Annotated in this window: 22 protein-coding genes and 1 tRNA gene; 16 read left to right on the plus strand and 7 right to left on the minus strand. The window is 56.9% G+C overall.

The window, feature by feature from the left end; translation table 11 throughout:
* Window positions 1–137: 137 nt before the first annotated feature.
* Together AC07N6_RS22295 and AC07N6_RS22300 are read right to left on the minus strand one after the other, a co-directional pair.
* On the minus strand, window positions 138–1904 hold the full coding sequence (locus AC07N6_RS22295) for an ArnT family glycosyltransferase (RefSeq protein ID WP_494783390.1): 1767 nt from the start codon (window positions 1902–1904) through the stop codon (window positions 138–140).
* A gap of 200 nt (window positions 1905–2104) precedes the next feature.
* Window positions 2105–2452: a hypothetical protein gene (locus AC07N6_RS22300; protein WP_494783391.1), complete on the minus strand. Its 348-nt coding sequence runs from the start codon at window positions 2450–2452 to the stop codon at window positions 2105–2107.
* On the opposite strand from AC07N6_RS22300, the gene AC07N6_RS22305 reads away from it, so the two are divergent.
* Together AC07N6_RS22305 and ssb are read left to right on the plus strand one after the other, a co-directional pair.
* A complete protein-coding gene (locus AC07N6_RS22305; RefSeq protein ID WP_494783392.1) occupies window positions 2409–3605 on the plus strand; it encodes an MFS transporter in 1197 nt (398 codons plus the stop codon). The genes AC07N6_RS22300 and AC07N6_RS22305 overlap by 44 nt on opposite strands.
* Before the next feature lie 26 nt (window positions 3606–3631).
* The gene (gene ssb, locus AC07N6_RS22310; RefSeq protein ID WP_494783393.1) at window positions 3632–4141 is read left to right on the plus strand and encodes a single-stranded DNA-binding protein; all 510 of its coding nucleotides are present in this window, start codon (window positions 3632–3634) and stop codon (window positions 4139–4141) included.
* A 635-nt stretch (window positions 4142–4776) separates the two neighbouring features.
* Here ssb and AC07N6_RS22315 read toward each other — a convergent pair.
* Together AC07N6_RS22315 and AC07N6_RS22320 are read right to left on the minus strand one after the other, a co-directional pair.
* Window positions 4777–5646, minus strand: a complete 870-nt coding sequence (locus tag AC07N6_RS22315; protein WP_494783394.1) for an ImmA/IrrE family metallo-endopeptidase — start codon at window positions 5644–5646, stop codon at window positions 4777–4779.
* Between the two features lie 2 nt (window positions 5647–5648).
* Window positions 5649–6041, minus strand: a complete 393-nt coding sequence (locus AC07N6_RS22320; RefSeq protein WP_494783395.1) for a helix-turn-helix domain-containing protein — start codon at window positions 6039–6041, stop codon at window positions 5649–5651.
* 276 nt (window positions 6042–6317) lie between these two features.
* Between AC07N6_RS22320 and AC07N6_RS22325 the strand changes: the two genes are divergently transcribed.
* From AC07N6_RS22325 to AC07N6_RS22385, 13 genes are all read left to right on the plus strand, one after another.
* Window positions 6318–6542, plus strand: a complete 225-nt coding sequence (locus AC07N6_RS22325; RefSeq protein WP_494783396.1) for a DUF2188 domain-containing protein — start codon at window positions 6318–6320, stop codon at window positions 6540–6542.
* Window positions 6543–6547: 5 nt separating this feature from the next.
* The gene (locus AC07N6_RS22330) at window positions 6548–7549 is read left to right on the plus strand and encodes a CBASS cGAMP-activated phospholipase (protein WP_494783397.1); all 1002 of its coding nucleotides are present in this window, start codon (window positions 6548–6550) and stop codon (window positions 7547–7549) included.
* Window positions 7543–8685 (plus strand): CBASS cGAMP synthase, encoded by a 1143-nt coding sequence (locus AC07N6_RS22335; protein WP_494783398.1) that lies wholly within the window; start codon window positions 7543–7545, stop codon window positions 8683–8685. The genes AC07N6_RS22330 and AC07N6_RS22335 overlap by 7 nt, the downstream gene beginning before the upstream one ends.
* On the plus strand, window positions 8682–10313 hold the full coding sequence (locus AC07N6_RS22340; RefSeq protein WP_494783399.1) for a ThiF family adenylyltransferase: 1632 nt from the start codon (window positions 8682–8684) through the stop codon (window positions 10311–10313). Before AC07N6_RS22335 ends, AC07N6_RS22340 begins: the two co-directional genes overlap by 4 nt.
* Window positions 10301–10777, plus strand: a complete 477-nt coding sequence (locus AC07N6_RS22345; RefSeq protein WP_494783400.1) for a Mov34/MPN/PAD-1 family protein — start codon at window positions 10301–10303, stop codon at window positions 10775–10777. The genes AC07N6_RS22340 and AC07N6_RS22345 overlap by 13 nt, the downstream gene beginning before the upstream one ends.
* A gap of 800 nt (window positions 10778–11577) precedes the next feature.
* Window positions 11578–12168, plus strand: a complete 591-nt coding sequence (locus tag AC07N6_RS22350) for a hypothetical protein (protein WP_494783401.1) — start codon at window positions 11578–11580, stop codon at window positions 12166–12168.
* A gap of 346 nt (window positions 12169–12514) precedes the next feature.
* Window positions 12515–13129 carry a hypothetical protein gene (locus AC07N6_RS22355; RefSeq protein ID WP_494783402.1) on the plus strand — a complete coding sequence of 205 codons (615 nt, stop codon included), beginning with the start codon at window positions 12515–12517 and terminating at the stop codon, window positions 13127–13129.
* 266 nt (window positions 13130–13395) lie between these two features.
* Complete coding sequence (locus AC07N6_RS22360) at window positions 13396–17397, plus strand: nSTAND3 domain-containing NTPase (protein WP_494783403.1); 4002 nt, start codon at window positions 13396–13398, stop codon at window positions 17395–17397.
* Between the two features lie 78 nt (window positions 17398–17475).
* Window positions 17476–17667: a hypothetical protein gene (locus tag AC07N6_RS22365; RefSeq protein WP_494783404.1), complete on the plus strand. Its 192-nt coding sequence runs from the start codon at window positions 17476–17478 to the stop codon at window positions 17665–17667.
* A 297-nt stretch (window positions 17668–17964) separates the two neighbouring features.
* Window positions 17965–18219 (plus strand): type II toxin-antitoxin system Phd/YefM family antitoxin, encoded by a 255-nt coding sequence (locus AC07N6_RS22370; protein ID WP_494783405.1) that lies wholly within the window; start codon window positions 17965–17967, stop codon window positions 18217–18219.
* Window positions 18220–18421: 202 nt separating this feature from the next.
* Window positions 18422–18781, plus strand: coding sequence for a hypothetical protein (locus tag AC07N6_RS22375; RefSeq protein WP_494783406.1), 360 nt, complete (start codon window positions 18422–18424; stop codon window positions 18779–18781).
* Window positions 18782–19343: 562 nt separating this feature from the next.
* The gene (locus AC07N6_RS22380; protein ID WP_494783407.1) at window positions 19344–20234 is read left to right on the plus strand and encodes a universal stress protein; all 891 of its coding nucleotides are present in this window, start codon (window positions 19344–19346) and stop codon (window positions 20232–20234) included.
* A 106-nt stretch (window positions 20235–20340) separates the two neighbouring features.
* Window positions 20341–21795, plus strand: a complete 1455-nt coding sequence (locus AC07N6_RS22385; RefSeq protein WP_494783408.1) for a GntP family permease — start codon at window positions 20341–20343, stop codon at window positions 21793–21795.
* 47 nt (window positions 21796–21842) lie between these two features.
* Here the strand turns inward: AC07N6_RS22385 and AC07N6_RS22390 are convergent, their stop codons facing one another.
* From AC07N6_RS22390 to AC07N6_RS22400, 3 genes are all read right to left on the minus strand, one after another.
* Window positions 21843–22787 carry a Na/Pi cotransporter family protein gene (locus tag AC07N6_RS22390; protein WP_494783409.1) on the minus strand — a complete coding sequence of 315 codons (945 nt, stop codon included), beginning with the start codon at window positions 22785–22787 and terminating at the stop codon, window positions 21843–21845.
* Between the two features lie 263 nt (window positions 22788–23050).
* Window positions 23051–23127, minus strand: a tRNA-Arg gene (locus AC07N6_RS22395).
* Window positions 23128–23185: 58 nt separating this feature from the next.
* On the minus strand, window positions 23186–24802 hold the full coding sequence (locus AC07N6_RS22400; RefSeq protein WP_494783410.1) for an OpgD/OpgG family glucan biosynthesis protein: 1617 nt from the start codon (window positions 24800–24802) through the stop codon (window positions 23186–23188).
* On the opposite strand from AC07N6_RS22400, the gene AC07N6_RS22405 reads away from it, so the two are divergent.
* A complete protein-coding gene (locus AC07N6_RS22405; protein ID WP_494783411.1) occupies window positions 24801–25040 on the plus strand; it encodes a hypothetical protein in 240 nt (79 codons plus the stop codon). The genes AC07N6_RS22400 and AC07N6_RS22405 overlap by 2 nt on opposite strands.
* The last annotated feature ends 3 nt before the right edge of the window (window positions 25041–25043 follow it).

Consider the following 25043-nt stretch of genomic DNA (forward strand, 5'->3'; position numbering starts at 1 on the left):
CTCCAGAAGACGCGCTGGCCGCGTTGCCCGGTGAGGCTGGTGGCCCACCACCAGCCTCACCGCGCGCCTTGCCACCCCGCCTTCTGGAGGCAACGCATCTCGCAAATTAAATGTTAACAGGCCCTAATGCTTGATGGTTATCCCGGGGCCGCTTCGTTGCGGCGATAGACTTTCAGCAACTGGTCTTCGTCGCCGTCGCGGCGACCTTCCCAGAACGGCGTCCAGTTGCCTTCCGGCAGCGGCGCCAGGCCTGGGGTCTGCAGAATCACCCAGTTGCATCGGGTCTTGTTGATGCCATCGATCGGCTGATGCAGGATGCCGGTGTAGTAGTACAGCATGGGCGCTTCGGATTCGCCGAGGTTTTCGCTGGCCATGCAGTCGCTGGCAGCCCAGGCGGAGGCAATCTTCTCGTCCAGGTCGTCGTATACATATTCGTAGCTCTTGCCGTAATCGCCCCATGGCAGCAGCAGGGTATAGGTCACGCCCCACATCAGCGTGATGCCGGCGAACCAACTGAAGGCGCCGCGCCATTTCCCGGTCAGCTTGATTTTGTCCAGCCCCCATAGCCAGCCGAGCGTCATGGCGATCGCCGCTGTCACCGCCAGCGGCTGGAACGGCGTGATGAAGCCCAGCGGCAGCCACCTGCCGAAATAGGCGATCCAATGGTGGTATTCAAGCGGCAAGGTGGAGACCACATAAGTGGCCCAGACCACGCTGGCGACAAAGCCGAAAAAGAGGCGGGAAAACCAATCCCATACGAGATGAAACCAGTCCGGCAGGCGCGGTATCGCAGTGGTGCCGAGCATGATCAGGGGCAGCAGCACCGGCAGCAGGTAGAGCTGGCGGGCGGTGGCGGAACTTTGCAGCACGGCGATGCTGATGGCGGCGAACGACAGCGGCAGCGCCACGCGCGGGGAGAGGGTATTGCGCCAGCCGCCAACGGCCAGGGCCAGTATCGCGAGCACCGAACCCGGCAGGGCGAACCCGGTCAGTGCCCGCAGGATGACGGCCTGGTCGTTGTCGGAACCCAGTTTGGCGACCGAGAAGCCGAAGAAGCGTCCGACGTTGTTGTCCCAGAACCATTCCATGAACAGCGGCACCGAATGTTGCGCCAGCAGCGCCGGCCATATCACGAAGAAAGGCAGCGACACCAGCACGGCAATGCCGACCATCTTCCAATACGAGCGGGAGCGGCATTCGCGCACCAGCACCCCCATGCACATGGCGGTAGCCGCGAAGATCAGCGGCACAAACAAGCCCTTGGTCATCTCGGTGATGCCTACGCCCAGGCCGAACCACACCGCGGCCGCGAGGCGCGGCGCCTGGTTCCGCTCATTCAGGGCGATGGCCAGCAGGCCATAGGTGGCGATGGCGCCGCCGCATACCAGGGCGACGTCGGTGAACATGTCGTGGGCATGCTTGAGCATGCCCGGCGAACCGGCGAACAACGCCAGTGTGCCAAGCACCGGCAGGCTCAAGAGCGTGCGCTTGTCCCAGAGCATCATCGCAATCCTGGCGACGAAGGCCAGCGTGACGATGTTGTAGAACACACTGGCCAGGCGCGCGCCGTCGTCGTAGTCCAGCAGTGGATAAAAGGCCTTGGCGAACAGCAAGGCTGTCCAGTAATACAGCGGCGGTTTTTCCATGAAAGGCTGGCCGGCGTTGGTCGGGACAAGGTAGTCACCCGAGACCAGCATGTGATGGATGATGCCGAAGGTGTAGGTCTCATCCTGCTTCCACGGGCCATGGCCGAAGATTCCCGGCAGCAGCCAGGCACAGGCGATGAGGCCCAGCAACAGCCAGGCGAAGCGGGACGGCGATGCGCCTTTGCCGTAGCCGGCTACGGAACTGGCAGGATACGAGTGGCCCGACTTGGCGTCAGGAGCCGGAGAGAAGAAAAACATGCTGATATGAGCGTGCCAGCCGGCAGGTCGCCGGCAAGAAAAAACAAAAAATCAAAGCGTGGGGATAGACGCAGATGAGCAATGGCCACTGTCGTTATCCGCCCAGGCTTTCCCCCTGCAATACCGAGCGATTGCCTCTTTTCCCTGACGATGGTTATTGCTTTTTAGAAACGCGAGCGGGTGTCGCATGTCGGCAGCTTTTATGAGTGATGCGGAAAAATGAGCAATCCTGCATTTTTGCATGAAAGCTGGTAAAGAAGCCTGCGTTCGGATGCGCCAAGATGAATTTTTCCTGAAGAGAAAATGAAGTGTTGGAGGAATGCCGCAGTTGGGCGAATGAGGATTCGAATAAATGCTATTGGTTCCCATTGGATGAGGCATGCGCCGATGCTGTTACCATAAGGTTTTCGTCTCATAGCAAGCGCGCAGCCGAAACGACGCGCAGCCGCCATTTTCGCCATGACCCAGTCCGTCACCTTATCCGCACAGCCCGAAAAATCCGGCATGTCGCGCGCGGAAGTGCGCGCCAGCGCATCGCTGGCGTCCATCTTCGCTTTGCGCATGCTGGGCCTGTTCCTGATCCTGCCGGTGTTCGCCGTCTACGCCCATGGCTTGCCCGGCGGCGACAATGCCGCCCTGGTCGGCCTGGCGATGGGGATCTATGGGCTGGCGCAGTCGTTCGGCCAGATCCCGTTCGGGATCGCCTCGGATAAATACGGCCGCAAGCGCATCATCGTGATCGGCCTGGTGCTGTTCGCGCTGGGTTCCTTCATCGCGGCGGCGGCCGATAGCGTGGCCTGGGTGATCGCCGGCCGCGCGATCCAGGGCGCCGGCGCGATTTCGGCCGCCATTACCGCCTTTATCGCCGACTCCACCCGTGAAGAACATCGCACCAAGGCCATGGCCATGGTGGGCGCCTCGATCGGGCTGACCTTCGCCGTCTCGCTGGTGGCCTCGCCGGTGCTTTACCGGCTCATCGGCATGGGCGGCATCTTCGGGCTGACCGGCGTGCTGTCGCTGCTGGCCATCGCCGTCGTGCTATGGGTGGTGCCGGACGCGCCCATGGTCAAGGCCAGGCGCGTGCCTTTCAGGGAAGTGCTGCGCCATGGGGAATTGATGCGCCTGAACTTTGGCGTGTTCACCTTGCACATGACCCAACTGGCCATGTTCGTGGTGCTGCCGGGGGCGCTGGTGCAGTATTCGGGTATCCCGGTCGATGAACACTGGAAAATCTATCTGCCGGTGGTGCTGGCTTCCTTCGTGCTGATGCTGCCGCCGGTCTTCGTGGCCGAGAGGCATGGCCGCATGAAGCTGGTTTTCGTTGCCTCCATTGCACTTTTGCTGCTGGTCCAGCTGGGTTTCTGGGCGGCGCTGTCGCATCCGGTGACGCACTGGTGGGTGCTGGTGGCGCTGTTGTTCCTGTTTTTTGTCGCGTTCAATATTCTGGAGGCGTCCCAGCCTTCGCTGGTGTCGCGCATCGCGCCGCCGGCGGCCAAAGGGGCGGCGCTGGGCGTCTACAACACCTTGCAGGCGCTGGGGCTGTTCTGCGGCGGCGCCCTGGGCGGCTGGCTCAAACAAAATGTAAGTGTATCGGCTGTGTTCTTGTTGTCAGCTGCGCTGACCCTGTCCTGGCTTATAATCGCGGCTAACATGAAAAACCTGCCGCGGCGCGGTGCGCATGCGGCAAGTGCAACTGCCTAACCGTAATTAGTAATTCAGGAGAAACAATGGCATCGGTCAATAAAGTCATCATCGTCGGCAACCTCGGGCGCGATCCGGAAACACGCTACATGCCGAACGGTGAAGCCGTCACCAACATCGCCGTCGCTACGACCGAAAGCTGGAAGGACAAGAACTCCGGCGAGAAGAAAGAGCTCACCGAATGGCACCGCATCACTTTCTACCGCAAACTGGCGGAAATCGCCGGCCAGTATCTGAAGAAAGGTTCGCAAATCTACGTTGAAGGCCGCCTGCAGACCCGCAAGTGGCAAGACAAGGATGGCGTCGAGCGCTACACCACCGAAATCATCGCCGATACCATGCAGATGCTGGGCAGCCGCCAAGGCGGCGGTGGCGCATCGATGGACGATGGCGGCGGCTATGGCGGCGGCAGCCCGGCGCCGCGCCAGAGCGCGGGAGCCGGTGGTGGTGGTGGCGGCGCCAGCGCGCCACGCCAGCAGCCGGCTTCGCGTCCGGCATCGAACTTCTCGGACATGGATGACGATATCCCGTTCTAGAGGTCACCTTTCTCTAATTTGTTAACAAAGGGCCCGTGGTGTAGTAATCACGGGCCCTTTTCTTTGTTAACGTTTTGGTCTGTCTGTTGGTAGTATAGGCTTACCGATTACCTCACTAAAGCGTAAACATGGCGGCTGTATATCGAGTCAAAACGATACAGTGTAAGTCCGGCGAACGGCTGCCGCTTCTATTGAATAAGGCCACGGGAATCCCGCTCTGAGAAGCACATATTCGTGCGATACACACGCCAGGCGCTGCACAAGCGCGCCCGCATCCAAGACGCGTTTGAACTGCGCAAGCAGGCGCTAGCTGCCGCAGGCGGGAGCCCGCGCAAGATAGGTTCGACCTCAGAAATACAGGCGGCCTTGGATAAAATTGCTCGCCTTGAAGGAGAAAAGGCACGGCTTGAGGCAGAGAACACCCGGCTGTTGGAGCAGTTCGTAACGTGGGCATATAACGCACACATGAGGGGAATAACGACGGAATATCTGAATAATCCTCTACCGTCAGTGGGTAGGGAGGCAACAAAGATGACGTCGACGAGAACTGTTGTGACACGGCGCCAGTAAGTTGTCACTACTTAGGCTCAGGAAGTAAGCCATCGCTTGACATGGCGTCCCGCCGAAAGGTCATGCTAGCGACGCTTACTTCGTCCTGGCCAAGGTAATTGCCCCGTGAGCTCCGTCAAACCTCCATTGTCCTCAACGCGCGCACCGAAACGGTTTACTTCGACCTCGGGCAAATCTTCGCTGTCGAACCAGATCAGCGAGGTCGTGGTGTCAGTGTGTGCGTAGTGCCTAGAGAGCTCCCAGAGGTCGAGGCCCTTTTCCCAGTTGTCGAACCAGATATCTTGTGCGACTTCATCCGTGTCCGAGGCGCTGTTGCCTGAAGAGCGCAGGCGGTGAGCGACGGAGCCGACAGGAATGGCAGATCTGGGAGATATCCAAGCCCCAGCCTGTCGCAAGCTGGTGGAGCGCGCCGCATAGCGTACTGCACCGCGTTCCATCGTAACGAAGGCGCATGGGATGTCGCTGAGAGACGCGAATCGCGACGCTGCTGCGGGGAACGATGTATTGAACAAGTCTGCCATGCGCTGAATCAGTTCCAGCGAAGGCTCTTCTTTGGGTACAAGTGATAACCATTGTTGATATGGCATCAGTAATTCGGCGGCGAAGGTGTCGCAGGCGATTTCGTTCGGATGCCGCTTCGCATAAGACCAAGACGGCACTTCGTCATGGCTCGACTCCAGCGCTAAGACGATGTGTGCGATCTCATGGCAGATGGTGAAGCGCTGGCGTTCTTCTGTTTCCAGCGAATTCACAGTGATGACATGCTTGCCATTCGGTTTGGTGATCGTATAGCCGGACTCACCTTCGCCAAGCTCATCTTTCTTGACCTTGGCATTGGCTGCGGCCACATAAGGACTCAGATCTCCTTGGATGCCGGACACATCAACCTTTGCAACGAAAGCACGTGCTTTCTGCCTCACATCTGCTTCATCCATGTTCAATCGTCCTCGTCCTCATCCTCGAACGCCTTCCGTATCCGAGCAATCAGCGTCGCGGGATCGGGCCTTGTATTCCCGCGATGTCTCACTCCCGCTGCGGCGGAAAAGATGTCGATGCTGACGGAAGGATCGTTCAGCACGAATTCGACAAGCCGGAGATCGGCCTCTGCATGGTCGACAAGCCACATTACCAGTGCGGCGTCTCTCTCAGTTGGTTTCAAAACCCTCAAAAGCTTCTCGATCAAATCCGGCGACGGATTCGTCTTCTCGCCTGATTCTAAGCGATGAACATAAGCATGATCCACCGAAGAAAGTTGACCGATTTCGCGTAGCGAAAGGGTCCTTCGTTCGCGTAGCGTCTTAAGGGCGACGCCCAGGCCTGTTTGTGACATCCGTTCTAATCCTTGCATTGTGGGAGAAGCAACCAAACCTCTGTTGCCACTCCGCATTTATTGATGTTCAGGGCTGCTCGCAACATGCCAGTTGCACCGGCGTGCGTACTCTGATACATTGTTGTCCAGCCAGACAACGGATGCAGATTTTAAAAATGCTTACGATTGGTTTGGCTTGGCCTTCCCGTTGTCTGTGTGAGCAACACATTGTGCTACATGGGACGGTCAAAGACAACCTCTACCGGGGTTCCGATGGTCCAACTTAGGAGATTCACCATGGCAGGCAAGAATCAACATGTAGTTCCTCACCAGGACGGTTGGGCCGTTAAGGGCGCCGGCAATCAGCGGGCAACCTCCGTGCACGACACACAGCAACAGGCAATCGACGCGGGGCGGAACATCGCACGCAACCAGCAATCCGAACTGGTCATCCACCGTCCGGATGGACGCATCCGTGACAAGGACAGCCACGGCCACGACCCCTTCCCGCCGAAGGGCTGAGTGCCATGACGGGCGTTCCCATCTACCATGTGCTCGCCCTGTCTGGGGGCGGCTATCGCGGCCTGTACACAGCGACGGTTCTTGCCGAGCTTGAAGCCGTGATGGGCCGTCCCATTGCTTCGCATTTCGACCTGATCTGCGGCACTTCCGCGGGCGGAATGCTGGCCTTGGGGCTCGCGGCAGAAATCCCGGCCATTGAACTCAAGGGCCTCTTCGAAAAGCAGGGTTCCCGCATCTTTGGTTGCCGGAGTCTTGCGCGGCGGCTTCTGGGATTCTGGTTGACTGCCAAACATGATTCCACGGGGTTGCAAGGCGTGCTGGTAGAGCGCTTCAAGGATGCCACGATTGGTAGCCTGAAGCATCGTGTTCTTGTTCCGGCCGTCAACTACTCGACCGGGCGTGGCCAGTTTTTCAAGACGCCTCATCATCCGTCCTTTGAGATGGATCACCGCATGAAGATCGTCGATGTGGCGTTGGCAACCGCCGCTGCGCCCGTCTACTTTCCGCTGGCGCGCAACGACCGTGGCGTCTTCGCCGATGGTGGACTGGTCGGCAACGCGCCGGGGCTATTCGGGTTGCACGAAGTTAATACGTTTCTCGCACCGAACAAAAACGCGCTGGTTCGTGTGCTGTCGATCGGCACAATGACGATCGGTGCAACCGTCCGCGGAGGAGCCAGTCTCGACCGTGGATTTGGCAAGTGGCGTGGGGGATTGTTCGACCTGGTTATCTCCGCTCAAGAATCATCGGTGGACTACATGCTGCGTCAGTTGTTGGGTGGTAACTATTTCCAGATCGACGATAAGGCCACGCCAGATCAAAGTAAGGACGTAAAGGCGCTAGACAGAGTTTCCATTGGTGCCACGAATACGCTCAAGGATCGTGGTAACCATGCAGCGCAGCGCGCGCTGGGTGATCCTCTTTTCCAACCATTTCGAGCGCATCAGGCCGGCGCACCCATCTTCTATCACGGCCCCAACAAGAATGTTCCGGAGGCTGCATGCTGAACCTGAGTCCGCTTTTCTTTACCACCGTTGATAACGAATCCTGTATGCACGAAGAGCTGGATCTGTCACTTGATCAGCGTGCATGGATTGCGGGTGCCCGCAACGATGTCAGGAATTGCCTGCGTACCGGAATTCCGCGCATGCTACGCGGGCACGGGTACACGGATGACGTGCCGCAGCCGCGTTTCTTCACGCAAGGCTCCTGGGCTTATAAGACATTGAACGCTCCGGCACAACGCCCCCAGCAGGCGGATGTTGACGATGGTTGCTATCTGCCGCTGAGTTTTGTTTCGCAGACGAAGCGCCCGAGCAGGGCAACAACGGTGTTCTTTGCTGCGGCAGAAGAAGCTCTGAGGCCGTTGGTCGAGGAAAAGCGCTGGACGCTAGTCACCGATAAGCCGACGTGCATCCGGATCGTCATTGCTGCCTTTGCTCACATCGACATCCCGCTGTACGCCATTCCTGATACGGAGTTCGTCACGCTCACGAAGGCATCGATGGAGAGTTACGGGTATGACTCTATCACCGAGGCGGTCAATAAGGCAGAGCGGGATGCCTGGACGGCATTGCCTGCTGACAAAGTGCTCTTGGCCCACCGTGAGTGCAACTGGATGGCATCCGATCCTAGGCCCGTGAAGGAGTGGTTCTTGGGCGAAGTGGAGGCCAAGGGCGAACAGTTCCGCCGCGTGGTTCGCTACTTGAAGGCGTTCCGCGACTGGAGGTGGTCCAGCGGTGGCCCCGCTTCCATTCTCTTGATGGCCGCTGCGGCTCCGCTGTTCGAGAAGCGAGATCGGCGCGACGACCTCGCATTGCTGGATGTCGTTGCGGCATTGCCAGCTCGCCTGCGTGCGGGAGTTAACAACCCCGTGGACGAGTCGGAGTCACTCACGGTTCGACTCGGCAAAGAGGGTGTTGAAGAAGCTGCGAAAGCGTTCGAAGAATTGGAAAAGGCACTGCGTGGTGCAACCGACGCCGGCAGCCCTTCACAGGCCTGCATCTGGATGCAAGGCGAATTCGGCCCGCGGTTTCCGAATGAGCCGGATCGAGTCAAGGTGGTATCCATCGCGGCGACCATCGCCGCGGCGCCAGCCATGGCAGGTCCGAGTGAGCTGGTCGGACGAACGAAGGCAGGATGAGTCGCCTTACCGCAGTCGCGGACGTGATTGAGGCCTTCAAGCAGAAAGGCTTCGATTTTGTCGGCAAGACGGGTAACGGCTGGTTCAAGTTGCGGGGAGTGTTGACGCCGCCAGGAGCGGAAAAGGGTTGTCCTTGTGAAGTTCAGCTCGACCCCACCTTCTTCGAGCTACCTCGCATTCGGCTGCTTGATATTCCCGCTGAACTGCCAAAGGCTGTTCCTCATCTTGGTGCCGAAGGTGATCTTTGCTATCTCGCCAAGGCGACCGTCGTTTTGGATATCTACGACCCTGTAGGGCAGTCCTTGGCATGTCTTCAACGCGCGGCCTTGGTACTAGGTCAGATATTGAGTGGCGCGATGATTGAAGATCTCGCGGAAGAATTCTTTGCCTACTGGAACGGCTGGTTTTGCTTCGTAGACATGCAAGGCGAGGACTTGGGGCGGCAGAACTGTTTTGTTGCGGAAGCCAATGGGAACTCGCTTTGGTTCATCAGTGACAACGAAGTTCGAACAAAAGAGAAACTGAATTCGCTCGGCTACAAGGTGACCAATAAAGCGGTGCTGACTTACCGGGTCAAGAGCACCGCGCAACCTCGACCGCTGACTAGCCATTGGCCACCTGAAACAGTGGCGGATATCTTGGCTTGGCAAAGTACCCTTGACCCTCGATGTCGGCGCAAGATTCACGATCGAATCAAGGAGGGGGAAAGAAAAAAGGCAAATGGCGTCCTTATCGTCGTCGAATCGCCTCTGATGACCTATGGCTTCGTTGTTCTCTTTGACCGTCAAGCCTTGGCTCAAAAAACTAAGGTCAATGATCGCAAAGATATGAGCTATGGGCTGAAGGTGATGCCCATCTCGATGGTCCGGATTGATGATCGATATTTGGCCCAACGCAACATCCCCAAATCGAAAACGCTGGCGGGCAGAAAAATCGCACTTGTAGGTTGTGGAACGATTGGTGGATACCTCGCGGACATGCTGGTCAAGGCTGGGGCTGGAACATGCGGCGGGAAGATCACGTTAGTGGATTTTGATTGTCTCCTTCCACAGAATATCGGGCGGCATCGCCTCGGATTTCCGGACTTGTTGTCGAACAAGGCCGAGGCCATGGCAAAGGAGCTCAAACGATTGTCACCAGGCGCCGAGGTGCAGGCGCTCCCAGTGGATGTCAGGCAGGCTCAGTTGGGGCAGTTAGATCTACTCATCGATGCTACCGGTGAAGAATCCCTCGGGCACTGGCTGTGCGGCCGCTATCGGGCCCCCACGCCCATGCTTTCTGTATGGATCGAAGGGCCGGGAACTGCTGTACGTGCACTCCTGAGAGCGAACGCCTCCGGAGCGTGCTACCGATGTCTATGGCACCGCCATCGTAGAGGCGAACTTCGCTCGACTCGAGATCCTCTTCCTGCGATCTTGGCGGGTCATGGATGTGAGGGCTTATACGTACCTTTCCCGGCATCAGTCTCGGTACAGGCAGCCAGCTTAGGTGCCGAGATGACCCTTGATTGGATCAACGATGTTCATTCTGCGGCGTTGCAGACCCGGCTGATCGACCAGACCCATCAGCTTGCCACGCCGGATTGCGATCCTTTACAGGATCGGGACTGCCCCATATGCCATTCCTGAGTTCTTGGGCAAGCAGCGATAAGAGTAGGTTGCTGCATTTTTCGAGAAATACGCTGGAGACATTCTGTCAGCATGTTCAGAGTAGTGATGCCGACCGCGAAGCAGGCGGTCTCTTGCTCGGTTCTGTACATGGGGCCCATCTACTCATTGAGCAAGCGACGATTCCCACGGAATTGGATAAGCGCTTTCGCTACCTGTTCGAGCGGATGCCGTTTGGTCATGAAGCGATCGCTCTGTCGCGATGGACAGCGACTCAAGGAACAGTTCGCTATCTTGGCGAATGGCACACCCACCCTGAGGACTATCCCCATCCTTCTGGTCTCGATAGATCAGAATGGAATCGGTTGTCAGCGCGGCGTCGGGATAAGCGGCCAATGCTTGCCGTTATCGTCGGACGAAAGTCTCTGTATGTTGAATTGGTACCAAGTTCAGGTTGCGGTACGGTACTGATCTCTGTGGAATAGCTGGGAATCGATACGCTGTCTTCTCTTTGTTCCGTCGTGGGGTTCTCGGGGGCCACCTTGTCCTTCGGCGAGTCATTGCTAGTCGGCTATCCTGGCTAATAGATACCCCATCCAGTTGGAACCCGTCGCATTGCATGTTTCTGCAACAGACGCGTTGGGACGTGGTGAAATGCTGAAAGGTGAGCTTTTACAGGGACGGTAGCCACGCTGCCGCAATCACGCTATTAGAACGCTGTCAGGTGGAAGAGGAATACATGCCTGCAGACTCCGTTCACTACGCCAACGTCGAGAATCTTTCTTCAGCTAAGTTTGGACATTTTGTATTTTCCGCCAGTGAAAAATGAATAAACGCCCAAAATCGATGTTTTGAACGCTTTTTTGTAAAACAGAATGTTTGAAAATTGAGGTTCAACTTTTTGGGGAGTCGACGATGTACTTGCTTGAAGCCGTTTTGCGCGCGTCCGTGTCCATGTGGCGCTTGATCGCCCTGTTTGCCATTTTGCTTATTCTTTCCTTGTATTTCTTCACTATGAAGGCAGAGCAATCTTGCGTGACTGCGACACTTGATACGCTGAATGACCCAACCATCTCTGACACGAAAGCTGCGAGGGCTGACCGGGTGTGTGATAGAACCGCGAGGTTCGGTGCCGCTCTTCTTGCACCAATTGAGAAACTGACGAAGTAGAAAACGGAGAGGACTAGAGGGCAGCAATGCGCTTCTGCAGTTAGGTCTGAGCGGCACCGCATTGTGCTAGGCTTCGAGAAAATTCGGGGGATGTATGAGCAAGTGGAGGTCTCAATTGGCCATGATCCTGGTCGCGCCGGTCATGGCTTTTCTTATCGGATATGCGGTGCGCGGGCTTGTCGAAAATCCCCCTATATCCAGTTCCGATCTTTCTGGCTGGGCACAAGCGTTTGGTGCGATAGCCGCAATTGCAGGTGCTTGGCTGGGGACACAGCATCAAATCCGAAGCGCCGAAAGGAGCCGACTGAAAGATCGGGCTGAATTGCTGTTGGAGCATGCCGATATTTGCCTTGCCGTGGCGAATGACGCAGTTCGATCTCTGACGCACATAGCAAATCAGTTCCAAGTTGACGTCAGGAGCTATGGCTTCACGGTTGTTGGTGCCGAGCGGGTCGAAGCATTGCTGCAGATGATCGAAACGGTCTCCCGGAAGAGCATTCCTCCGACCATGTTTATGCAATTGATTCCCTTACAGCGAGAAGTTGCTTTCACTCTTACGGCAGTGCGGCAGCACAATCGCGCAGGGGACACTCCATCCGATGAGAGGGCAAAGAAAGCGCGAAAGCGCGCCGATGCAGTCGTCGAATGTCGAGATACTCTGCAGCAGATTCGAGACGATTTGGCAAAGGCTTACCGAGCCCATTGATTTCATGCTGTCTTTGAAAAGGACCGGTCATGGAGGTTGTAGCATGGAGGAGTCCAGCCCTGCTCATGCATTTCCAGCTTTGCCGGTACGGCGAAACTCTGCGGCGCCAGATTCTCGGACAGCTGCTTGGTGATGCTGCCGGTGCAAAATGTTCAGGAGTGAGTTCCGCCTATCAGTTCAATGCGTCATTTACCTGCTAAAGGTTGAAACGCTATCCTTACTAGTTGCAATTTAGCTACTTTCATTTTCCCGCCGCGACCAGGGAAACACATATAGCTGGAAGAACACGGGTAGAACGGTAAGAACCATTGCCATGCTACGATTCCTTCCAAAAATGTGGGGGGGAATGATGCAACTTCGCTGGAAAATTCTATGCGCCTTTGTTGGCGCAGCAATGGCTGCAGCTTTCGTGCTGCATCCGCCGTTGAATAGTCAGGACTATGCCGCTTGGATTCAGGCAATAGGTTCGCTCGCCGCGTTAGGAGGCGTGATTTGGACTGTAAAGACGCAGGAACGGTACCGACGGGAGGAGGCAAGCACTACGGCCACAGTAGTTGCAGCCGCAATGACTTTGCACCTCAGTACTGCCGCCACCGTTGTTCGCACATTCCAAGAGAGACTTGATGTAGCAGCGCAGATTGACTGTGCGCCTCAGCTTTTTGAGGAGATTCTCGCCAAGCTGCAAGAAGTTCCGACTTGGAATGCAGACGATCTTGCTCGGCTTGTTCCGCTTCCAAATCATATTGCACTTAAGGCTGCTGGCGCGATTGATCGCCTTAACGTAGCAATTCCGGTTCTCGAAAAGACTGTTCAAAGCGCTCAGCTTCGTGCTGACGTTGGATATCGAAAAGATCGAGCGAAATATTTCTCTTTCATCTTGAATGAATGCTGGCAGCTATTCGATATGGCTAGTTCGCGTATGCAGTTGGTGACGCATGCGCAGACTAGTCCCTACCACTGACCTGAACGCCTATCGCGCTAGATCTGCACCTCGCGCGCTTTTTGTCTCGGGAGGAGGGGCTAGAGCTCGCTTGAGGGGGGAAGACTTGGCAACCGGAGCGTGGTTCGAATCCCGTAAAAGAGGAAAGAAGAATGCGGATAACCAAACCATCTTCGGTAGGTATTGCCGCTGCTATTGTGACTCCCCTCCCCAAAAAAATATCGATCCCTGTGCATAACAGCATTGGTCCCACAATTAGCTTCACAAATGCATAGCGAAATAGAAATATGACTACACCACCAATTGCCGGAGCAAACGAGAAAAGGTCTCTACGAGGGGCGGCAACTGCCCAGGCTGGCTACGACTACCAGCTTGATGTCTCGATACTCGCCGCCTTACAGCTGCTTCTTATATCAAATGCAACGACACGCATAACGTTAGAGCCTGCAAATGAAGAGGATTTGGAGGCAGACATGAATCCGCATGTTCCGGGACGAATGCAGCCGAGCGCAACTGTTTCAGGCGGATATAAGCTTGTCGTCCAAGTCAAAATGGATAACGGCGAACCTTGGTCGCTTGACGATTTAGTTGCGCTGCTAAAACATGGGTCAGATAAAGCGGGTGGCCGCCGTCCTGCGTTACATCATCTAGATGAGCCAAACACTCGTTATCTGCTCGTGACCAACGCAGACGCCAAGGGGGTATTGCGGAATCTTTTAGTTGAAGGGTTCGAAGAGTCTTCCGGTAAAGACAACTTTCCCGCGAGTTTGCGGGATACATTGAAAAATTCCCCGGAAGGCCGAATTGCGATCTGGGGAAAATTGACCTCAAGCCAGCTCGCCTCGAACATCAAAGAAATGATGTCGGATCTGCTGCACGTTCCTAAAGTCAATCACAAGAGGCTGCTAGAGCAGCTGCGAGCGGAGGCAAAACGGCGGGCCATGGGTAGCCTGGCTGGCGTATGGATAAGAAATGATCTGTTAAATACTATTCAAGAATGCGGCGGCTTTCTAGCCAGCTCTGCAAATCTGGAGCAATACGTTAAACCAGCGAATTTTGAGGAAATTCTCGGTGTCCTGTCGGAAAAAAATGCGGTGGTGATTCGAGGGCCATCGGGAACAGGAAAAACGCAAACAGCGTACAAATTATGCGATATAGCTCGACATCGAAATGGTCATCTTGAACAGGTCACTATCGGTGCCGAAGACACGCCAACTAGCATACGCAAAGCTTCCGGCAACGGTCCGACATTGTTCTATATCGACGATCCATGGGGGCAATTTAGCTTGAGTGGAGGGAGCGAAGCCTGGACTGAACAGTTACCCCGTCTGCTTTCGAGAGCTTCACCCGATCAGCAGTTTGTCATCACAACTCGTAGCGACATGATGCAAAGCGCAAATGTCGGAGAGAGCCTCGCAAGCTGGTGCGTCGAACTAGATGCAGAGCAGTATAAGGACGGCCAATTAGGCACAATTCATGACATGCGCATGAATCGACTGCCACCTCTCTTACGGGCCACGTCATTTAAGCATCGTACCCAAGCACTCGAAAAGCTCGAGACTCCACTCGAAATAGAGTTCTATTTTGCTCATATGCAAAATGGCCCGCGAGACGGCGAAAAGGATCACGATTTCGCTAAACGCCTCATGGAGATGGCCCAACGAGACGCAGTTGAATCAGTAGTGGTCAGAGCTCTTTCTTCCATTGATACTTCTGGAACCTCGGCCGTTATTTGGGCGTTACTCAAAGCCAGACGACAATTGGATCGCTCGCGACTTCACGCGCTTCAACGGCCATTGCGCGGCTACGACCGCTCACTTGGAGAGGGCGTGGATCGTCTTGTTGATCGCATGATTGCGGCACGGTATTTACGTCAGCCTGTTCGCACAATTACCTTTGCGCATCCAAGTGTTCGCCAGGGATTTGAAGGTTTCATTAAAAGCCATTGGGAGCAAAGCAGATTCGCAATCGAGTCTTTGATCGCATCATTAATAGGATTCTCAACGATAGATCGTGCATGGTGCATGGAGACTGCAGCGCGAGTTTTTGAAGAGGCGCGGGCGTTCTCTCGTCGAAGCTTTAAGCAGGACTTCATAATCGATCCAGAATGCCAGAGCAAAATAGATGGCTGGCTAGACGAAAGCCTCCTAGATCCTCAATTCGACTTCGAACCGTTGCTAGAGTTGGCCTCAGAGATTGGCAGTGAGATGTCTATACCAAGTCGTGTAGCGCGCTGGCTCTTAAAAGGAACCCAACGTGGCGGGGAAGTTTTCGATGAAAAATGGAAGCCACCAGTTTTCGATGCCGCTTGGTACGAAACCGTATCCAAGAATCCTCTCTCCCCCCAAATTGCTGCACGATTCATCCGTGAAATACTTTGCTTTGATCACGGCAACTATAAATTGGATTTCGCATCCCGGCTCGAACGCATTGCCCCCAACCTTACTGGCGCTTATCTGGATGCGGCCAGTACAATGATTGGCTTCGGTTTCGTGAACAATGCGGACTTGATTGCTAAAGAAGCCGTACGGGATCCAGCGGCATGTGAGAGCGTATTAGGGGCCGCTCTCGACGATGTTGACGACACCGCTCGAAATTATGATCAGCATTGGAGAGAACAGTGGCAAGCAATCGATGACGGAGAAAGGGATCATGCCGAATCGGAAGCCTTCGAAAATAGCTACATTGATGATGGCTATGCATCTGGCATATTCATCACAGCTTATGTGCGTGAAGTGCACAAGCGTGGCAACTGGCTAAAACTCGCCAACCATCCACGCGCGGCGGAATTGGTACAGGATTGGTCGAATTCTTTAATCGCCGTTAATGGAATTGCTAGCGAGGAGGAGCTTAAAGCCTTGATGAAGGCGGGCATCGCTACGAAAAATGAGCCAAGTATATGGGGGGCCGTATGCAAACATTGGCGGACAGCATTTGAGCCAATCCTTACCGAACGGCTTCTGTCAACGGATGGAAATAGTATCTCGCTTGACGAGCTGGTTCTAACTGCCCTAAAGGTTGCACCTGATGCGCTAGCTACGACATTCAAAATGCATCTGGCCCGGCCAGATCTCATTTTGACGCTGCTTGCTGCTATTCAGCGTTCCCGTGTCCATCTCTCATCAACCGACGAGGTCAAGTTGGAGCATTTGTTGTCTCTGCTTCCACCCTTGGCGAGACATATTTTCAAGATATTTCCGCAGGACGACTCAGAAGCGGGGATAGTTGATGGCGCAGCGCTTTTACTTCTGGAGACGGGGGTGCCGGGTGTCGGCGCAGACGTTCTCACGCTTGTGGTACCAGCCATTATTGCAAGTGGTGGAAATTCTGCAGCAGCTATTAAGCACTGGCTATTGGTCGCCGATCGCAAAGACGATGCGATCCTAGCTACTAGGGCAGCGATTTCCATCGGAGATAAAGCTCTTGTTGAGGTCGCTCTGAAGCATCGCCGTGCCGATGCACGCAAAGAGGCACTAATTCATCTCGCATCCACGCTTTCAGATCCTTTACCGTGTGAAATTCTTTCCATGGCTTCGGATCCTGGTAGTCGGGTCCGCCGGGCCTTAGTTGAGATCCTTAAAGACCGTCCACATCTTGGTCATATCGACTCCCTTTTAAATTTAATTCACGATACATGGTCGGGAGCAGATCCTCATTTCAACGAAGTAGTCAGTTTCGACATTGCCTCTGAGGCAGTTGTCGCTCTTGCTGCGTACGAACATCTCTCCGATCAGATAGGAGTGACGCTCTTAGAGCTAGCAGGCGAGACAAAAGATCGTTCTCTCCGGCAGGTCGCTTTAATAGTTGCTGCTATACGATGCAGTACTGTCATTCAACTGAAGATCATGGATATCGCTGAAACGATGCCGGTCAGCTATGTCAATCTCGATGCGCTTGACGCTCTAGGCAATAGCGAAGATTTACCTCCCAGCGTCGTAACACGGGTCACATCAAACTTTATGATGAAGCAAGCGCCGATCTTCGCGGTCTCGGCGGCTCACTTCGTCGGTACTCATGCTGCACCAACAGATGCCCTACAAATATTTGAGGAGGTAGCCAATTTGAATCAACGGCGTGCTCTGTTGCTGGTGGGGGCAAATGCTTTGGCTAAGCGTGATCGAGTGAGTGCCGACCGGGTACTTAATTTGTTAGGGCCATGTCATCCCGGTGGGCAGTTGTTGATGACCGATACCGGAACGCTCCCAATGTCGCTTCTTGCCGATCTCGGTGATGCAAGGTTACTCGATGCAGTGGTGAAAAGGCTTCCTGATCGCATTAGCCATGGTTGAGCCGCATTATGCTGCCTCATCACAGCTAGGGAAGCCAATCTCGTCGCGAAACGTTCTGCGCGAATATGGAGACTTCGAATGGATATTGGTAAGCGGTACAACGTTGTTTTCTCGGTGGGACGTTATGAGATCGAGTATGAAAATAACGTTACGTGCATCAAGAAAACACCCACGTCATATCGAGTTAAACGCGAGGACGGGACAACAAGGTTGGTCGGGCAAGACTCGATTTTTGAGCTGAAAGAAATTCCCGGTCTTGCGGAGCCGTGATTTATTTGTTTTCAATCTCAGGGATTCTTTCCGGCCTAGTCAAATGGTGTTATGCTCTTTTCGTGCGTTTGAGGACAAGCGGGTGAAGACCTTCGGGTAGCACCTCCCCCACAAGACAAATGATGTTTGAGGACGGCCTGCTTCGGTGGGCCGTTTTCTATTCTGCTTTCAGAAGCTGGAGCCGGACATTAGCCGGTCTGCTGGTAACCTTATGATGGTTGTCTTGGCGCAGCATGCCTCTTCGTCCGGCAGATTGTTTTTATCTCCGATCCGGTATCGCTCCACAGGAGTTCTTTCATGGCAATTACCACCTTGTCAGACCAAGAATTTGCCCAAGGTGTACCCATGGCACTTTGTGCAACCGAAAACGGCCCAGTCGTTATTACCGACGGCGCCGTGCCTACGCATGTTCTCTTGAGTTTTCAGGCCTATCAAGAATTGCTCACACAGCGTCTTAATATTGCAGCCTCCCTGGCAATGCCAGGCATTGCAGATGTCGAATTCGACGCGCCTCGCTGTAATATTTTCTTGCGAAAGGCAGACTTCACTTGAGACCTGCCGTCGACAATAGGTGAGCTTTTACAGGGACTGTATATGTGCGAGTGGAAAACTTATGTATCCTGCTTTAGCAGAATATTCGGGAGTAGAGCGGATCCCGAGGGCTTCAGATACGCATTAATGGATGAGGGATATCACGAAGAGGCACTCTCGGTAAATTGGGCCTGTAACTAGCTAAGAAAGAAGGGGATTAGTGGTGAACAATGATGCTCTTCGACGTCGCGCCATGTCTTTTGGCCAAGTACGAGAAGCAAATCTCGATATCTCGGAGTACAAGTGGGACACAGTGCCTGAGGGCGAGTGGGAGGCTTTTCTTGATTTTAAGGTGTGGGGGAAGTCAAGTAGCCTTGGCTGTTTTTTTACATCCATAGCGGACGGGGGAAAATATAAGCTTAATGCTTTCCCTGATAGAGAACAGAAGTCCAATACATATGCTGCCAAAGATGGCGGTATGGATATGTCTGCGCCTGGCCTCGACGGAAAGAAATTTTTGATCGAAGTTCGCAAGAATGCGAAAGGAAATTTAGTTTGGCAATCTGCCAAGTTGCTTGCCTAGAAGTAGCGCATAAGCTGTCGATAGGCAGTCGTATTCTGAATGCTCATAAAAATGAAAGCGAATTCAAGCTGAATGAATTTTTCAGGGTGTTACATTATTTTCTCGCATACGCGGCATTGAATTGAAATTTTGTAAGGGTCTGCGGATGACGCCTTTCACACTAATGTTTTCCTAAAAACGTAAACAAAACGCCTTTACTAAGGCGTTTTGTTTACGTTTTTTCGTGTTGGACTGATTTTTGTGCTTGAATCAAAGGGCTATAGAGCTTGTTTACGTATTTAAGTGCACATAACCGTTCTGAAGCGAACCTAGGCAAAACGGTAAAACAGATCAAGCGGAGCTGCCATGCAGCTCCGCTTTTTTTACGTTTTTTTATTTTCTTGCGTTTTGCGCCGGATTTCGGGGGCGCAGTGTTAATTCGTTGGGAGCGCTGGCCCGATCCTTGAACTGTCGGCAGCCTTTGCTTCGGTGCATCTCTGCTACAGTTAGGTAACCGGCGATTCGTCCTCATTCAACCTGGCCTGATGCGAGCATGGGCCACGTATCATCAGGAGTCCTAAACATGCATGAGTTGAAGCAGTCTTCTATATCGGGAGCGGCGGCAAGGCTGCTGCTGGCAACAGACCTGGGCCCCGGATGCGACCGCGCCATGGACCGCGCGGCGCAACTGGCGGGAGAATGGGGCGGAGAACTGACCGCGCTCATCGTCGGCAACCTGTTGTCCTCGCCGGAACGTATCCTGGCGTGGGCCGATGGCGCCGACGAGAAGGCGTTGACCGAGGCAGTCAGGCAGCAGCTCATACGCGAGCTGAAAGCCGCCGGCGTCGACGCGCAAGCCAGGGTGCTCAATCATGCCGACAAGGCGGCGGCGATCCGCGAAACCGCGCAAGCCGTCGGCGCCGATGTCATCGTGTGCGGCGCTTCCAGCAGGGGACTGCTGGAACGCGTGCTGGGATCGACAGTGGAGCGCCTGGCCGGAATCGCCGCGCAGCCGCTGTTGCTGGTTCGCCGCCGGCCCGCCGGACCTTACCGCAAGATTGCGGTGGCGACCGATTGCTCGGCATCCTCGCGCCAGGCGCTGCTGTCGGCGGCCGGCCTTTTCCCTGAGCGCGAGCTGGACCTCTGCCACGTGGTGACCCCGGTGATGTCGGGGCTGGCTGCTCCGCGCCATGGCGGCGACAGCGTCGACATGGCGCAGACCGAGCTGCCGGAATTCATTGCCGCCACACAGCTGCCCGCAGGCAGCCGCATCAAGCCCTCGGTGCAACGCGGTTCGGTGGAGACGGCGCTGACGAACTACGTCCGCAGGCATGACATCGAGCTGGTGGTGCTGGGCTCGCACGGGCGCAGCGGCCTGCTCGACTTGCTCATCGGCAGTACGGCGATGAAGCTGCTTGAATGGCTGCCTTGCGATGTGTTGCTGGTGCCGGATTCCCGCGCGCGCGGAACCTGACCATCCGCCCCTTGCCCTGCCGCGCCCAAGTCTTCCTGGATGAGCGCGGCGCGGATATCGGCCGGTGTTCGTCGTTCGACCGCAATGACCTTCTGGAGCATTGGTAATGGCACTATTGGCCATCGTGGCCGCCCTGGCATTGCTCATGTGGGCAGCCTACCGAGGCTGGAGCATCCTGGTTCTGGCGCAGTTGGCGGCACTGCTGGCGGTGCTGCTCTCCGGCCAGCCGCTGATGGCGAACTGGACCATCACGTTCATGGGCGGCGCGGCCTCCTTCATCTCCCACTACTTTCTGCTGTTCTTGCTGGGCGCGCTGTTTGGCAAGCTGATGGACGACAGCGGCTCGCTCAAGACCATCGCCGATTTCATGACGGCCAAGCTTGGCCCCAGGCGGGCGGTGCTGGCCGTGGTCCTGGCCGGCGCACTGGTGACCTATGGCGGCGTCAGCCTGTTCGTTGCCTTCTTCGTGCTGGCGCCGATGGCGCATGCATTGTTCCGGGCCGGCAACGTGCCGCCGCATCTGATGCCGGCGGCAATCCTGCTCGGCACCTCGACGTTCACCATGACCGCCTTGCCCGGCACGCCAGCCATCCAGAACGCGATACCCATGCCGTTTTTCAAGACCACGCCATTTGCCGCGCCCGGACTGAGCCTCCTGGCCGCGGGCGTGATGCTGGCGTTCGGGTTGTGGTGGCTGGGCATGGCCGAGCGGCGCGCACGCCGGCGCGGGCTGGCGTATGCCGCCGATCGCAACGACCCCCACGACAGCGCCGTCGAGACCCCGCTGGTGCGGGAACGGGCCAGCGCCGCGCGCGAATTCGACCCGGCCGAACTGCACCGCGGCAGCCATGCCAGCCAGCCGCCGGGCATTGTCGCCGCGGTATTGCCGCTATGCGTGGTGGTGGCGGGGAATTTGCTGATCAGCCTTGCGGTGCTGCCGCGCCTGGACGGGAGCTATCTGGCCGAACCGCGCTGGGGCGGTACGACACTGGCCGAAGCAGGCGGCGTATGGGCCGTGCTGATCGCACTGGCCGCCGCCATTTCCTGCCTGCTGCTATTGCATTGGCGGCGCATCGGTTCGGTGCGGGACAGTGTGGCCGCCGGCGCCAATGCCGCCGCGCTGCCGGTGTTGAGCGTGGCCAGCCTGGTCGGTTTCGGTTCGGTGGTGGCGGCCTTGCCGGCGTTCGCCATGGTGCGCGACTGGGTGCTGGGAATCGATGGCGGGCCGCTGGTGTCGCTGGCGGTAGCGACCAATGTACTGGCAGCATTGACCGGTTCGGCTTCCGGCGGACTGACGATCGCCTTGGATGCGCTCTCGGGAACCTACCTGAACCTCGCGCATGCGACCGGCCTGGATCCCGCGCTCTTGCATCGCATCTCGGTGATGTCGGCCGGCACGCTGGACAGCCTGCCGCACAACGGCGCCGTGGTGAGCCTGTTGGCGGTGTGCGGCGTCACGCACAAGGAAGGCTATCCCGACATGGTGATGGTGGGCATCGTCGGCCCCATCCTGGCGCTGGTGGTCACGATCTTGCTCGGCAGCGTATGGGGCGCGTTTTGACTGCGCGTGCGGCCAGCCTGCGGCGCGGTATCATCCGCCAACGGTAGTCAGCCCGGGCGGGCGTCCGGATCGGGCAGTTTCAGCACTGACACCAGGATGCGATGGCTCCACGGCAGCACCAGCAGGAATACCGTGGAGAGCAGGATATTGAAGCTCAGGTGCGCCAGCGCCACCGCCATGGTCGGATCGCTGAGTTGCAGCATCAACTGCGCAAACGGCCGCAGCCACGGGAAGATGAGGATGGTACTGATGATGTTGAAGCTGAAGTTGGCCACGGCGGTGGCCTTGGCCGTCTGGTTCATGGACAGGCACGCGATCAGGGCGGTGGAGGTGGAACCCAGGTTGGAGCCGATGACGAAGAAGATGGCTGCATCCGGCTGCATCATTCCCTGCTGGACCAGGATCACCGCCAGGCCGATGGCAACGGTGCTCGACTGGATCGCTGCCGTAAACACCGTCCCGATCAGCAAGCCCGTGGCCGGCGAACTCACATAGCTGACGACCTCGTTCCACCACGGCTGCTGCTGCAGCGGACGCAGTTCGACCGAGATCAGATCCAGCGTGAAGAAGATCAGGCCGAAATAGAAGCAGGTCTTGCCGAACAGCTTGGCCCGCGTGGGCAGGATGGAGAGCAGGGTGCCGAGAACGATGAAGTAGGGGCCGATGCCGGTCAGCTTGAACGACACCAGCCAGGCCGTGGTGGTGGTGCCGAGATTGGCGCCGAGCAGGATGCCCAGGCTGCTGCGAAAACTGAGCACGGCGGCGTCCACCAGGGAGGCTGTCAGCGAAATCACCGCCGCGCTCGACTGGATCAGCACGGTGGCGCTGGCGCCGATGAAGAACCCGACAAAGCGATTGGCCGTGACCCGCGCCAGCCAGGATTGCAGTTTCTCGCCGCCGACCGTGCGCAGCTCCCGGCTGAATCCTTCCAGCCCGTATAAAAAGAGAACGATGGCCGAGATGACTGCGACGATGATCTGTAATTGCGACATGGCTCGAGGGCGTGGGTAGTTGAGGACTTGTTTTAATCAGGAACCATGCCGGCTCCAGGACGGAAGCGGGCACTGACTTCAGCGTATGGCCGCAGTGCCGGATTTCGGCATTTCGCATTCCAGTCGGATACGGAAGATATTTACATATTCTGTCCGGTATCGCCATTCTGATTGCTCCGGGCCGGCTTATCGATTGCGGTCCCGATCGTGACGCTGATCCGGCAAAGAAAAAGGGCCCATCTGACGATGGACCCTTTTGCATTTGGTGCGGCTGGCAGGAATCGAACCCACGACCCCTTGGTTCGTAGCCAAGTACTCTATCCAGCTGAGCTACAGCCGCAAGAGGCGAGATTATAAAGGCAATTTAAAAGAATGGGCAACTTTTTTATTGCGCGTGCTCATCCGTACAGGCTGGTCTTGAACGGGTGGTACTGGAACAGCCAGGTTTCGGTGAGCGCCTGGCCCTGGTCGCGCAAGAACAGGCGCATGTCGACCGGTTCTTGGCCGTCCACGGCGAGGTCGAACTGCGCGCGCCAGTGGCCGGCGACGCCGTCGGGCACCGGTTCGGCGAAGACATAGGAGAAACTGCCGCGCGAGGCGCCGAGCACCGCTTCCGGCTTGGCGCCGTAGGGCAGCTTCTGGAGCGGCGCGCCTTGGAATTCGACGATGAACTTGCGCACATTGGGCGGGCGCGGCTGGCCCGGCTGGCCGCCGTTGCCCAAGCGCGTGGCCACGCAGCGCGCCAGCGGCGAGGGGAAGGGCTCGTCCTTTTGCCAATACAGGCGATAGCGCAGGCGGTAGTTGCTGCCTGCGGTGGCTGCCGCCTTGGGCACCCACATGGCGACGATGTTGTCGTGGATCTCATCGTCGGTCTTGATTTCGATCAGTTGCACCGCGCCGTCGCCCCAGTTGTCCAGCGGTTCCACCCACAGGCTGGGGCGGCGCTGGTACATGACGCCGTCCAGGTAATGGTCGAAGTTGCGGTCGCGCTGGGACAGGCCGAAACCGCGCAGGCCGCTGTCGGCGAAGGACGAGGCCATGGTGTGCGGCGGGTTGTTGAGCGGGCGCCAGATGTGTTCGCCATTGCCGTTCCACATTGCCAGTCCGTCCGAGTCGTGCACTTCGGGGCGCCAGTCGACGCCGGCGCCTTTGACCGTTTCCGAGAACCAGTACATCGAGGTGGCCGGCGCCAGCCCCAGGCGGGCGACATCGCGGCGCAGGAACAGGGATTTGTCGATCTCCATGGTCACGCCTTCGGCGCGGCGCATGGTGAACTTGTAAGCGCCGGTGACGCTGGGGCCTTCCAGCAGCGCATAGACCACCACGGTGTCGCTGTCCGGCGCGGAAGGTTCGAAGAAGAAATGGGTGAAGTCGGGGAATTCCTCTTTCCGGTCGGCCTCGGCGACGTCGATGGCGATGCCGCGCGCCGACAGCCCGTATTGGTACAGGTCGCCGATGGCGCGGAAATAGGAGGCGCCGAGGAAGGCCACCCAGTCGTTCTTGCGCCAGTCTTTTTCTTGCTGGTCGGCCAGCCGGCTTTCCTGGAAGCGAAAGCCGGCGAAACCGCTGCCTGCCGGCAATTGGTGGGCAGGGCTGTCGGCCGGCATGTCGAAGTAGTTGTCGTCGTACAGGATCTCGCGCGCACGGGTGGGGGCGTCGCCGGGGCCGTCCAGGAGGTACATATGCACCGGCGCCGGAAAGAATTTGCCGAGGTGGAAAAAGGTCAGCGGAAACGGGCCGGGGCCGTTGGCGAATGGCGCGTAATCGGTGTTGAATCTGATCTTGCCGTGCGCTTCGTAGTCGATCTGGTCGAGTATGGCGCGCGGGACCTTGTTGTGCGGGTTGTAGGGCGTCTTTGCCATGTCGCGCACGCGGGCGATCAGCGCGTCGAAAGAGAACTTTTCGGCCGGCCCCGTCTTGATGCGGCCGGCGGCCATGGTGTCCGGCGCAATGCCCAGGGCGGCCAGTGCGGCGGCAGCGGTGGCGGAGGTCAGGAAGCGGCGTCGATTCAGCATGGGCATCGATTTTACTGTTTGTTGTCAGGAAGGATGGGGCGCAATGGCGCGGCGCACGGCCGGGCTCAGCCATGCCATTAAAGAGTTGCCGTCCAAGGCGATGGTTCCGCCGCGGGCGGGACCAGCCGGCAAGTTCAGAGCTTGTCTGACGCGCCGCGTGGGAAAGAGGGAAACGATGCCATCATGGCAATGCGAAAAGTTCCGCCTGCGCATGGACGCGGCGCTTCAAAATCAGTAAAAT

It is taken from the genome of Herbaspirillum sp. GW821-FHT09A12 (assembly GCF_059418325.1).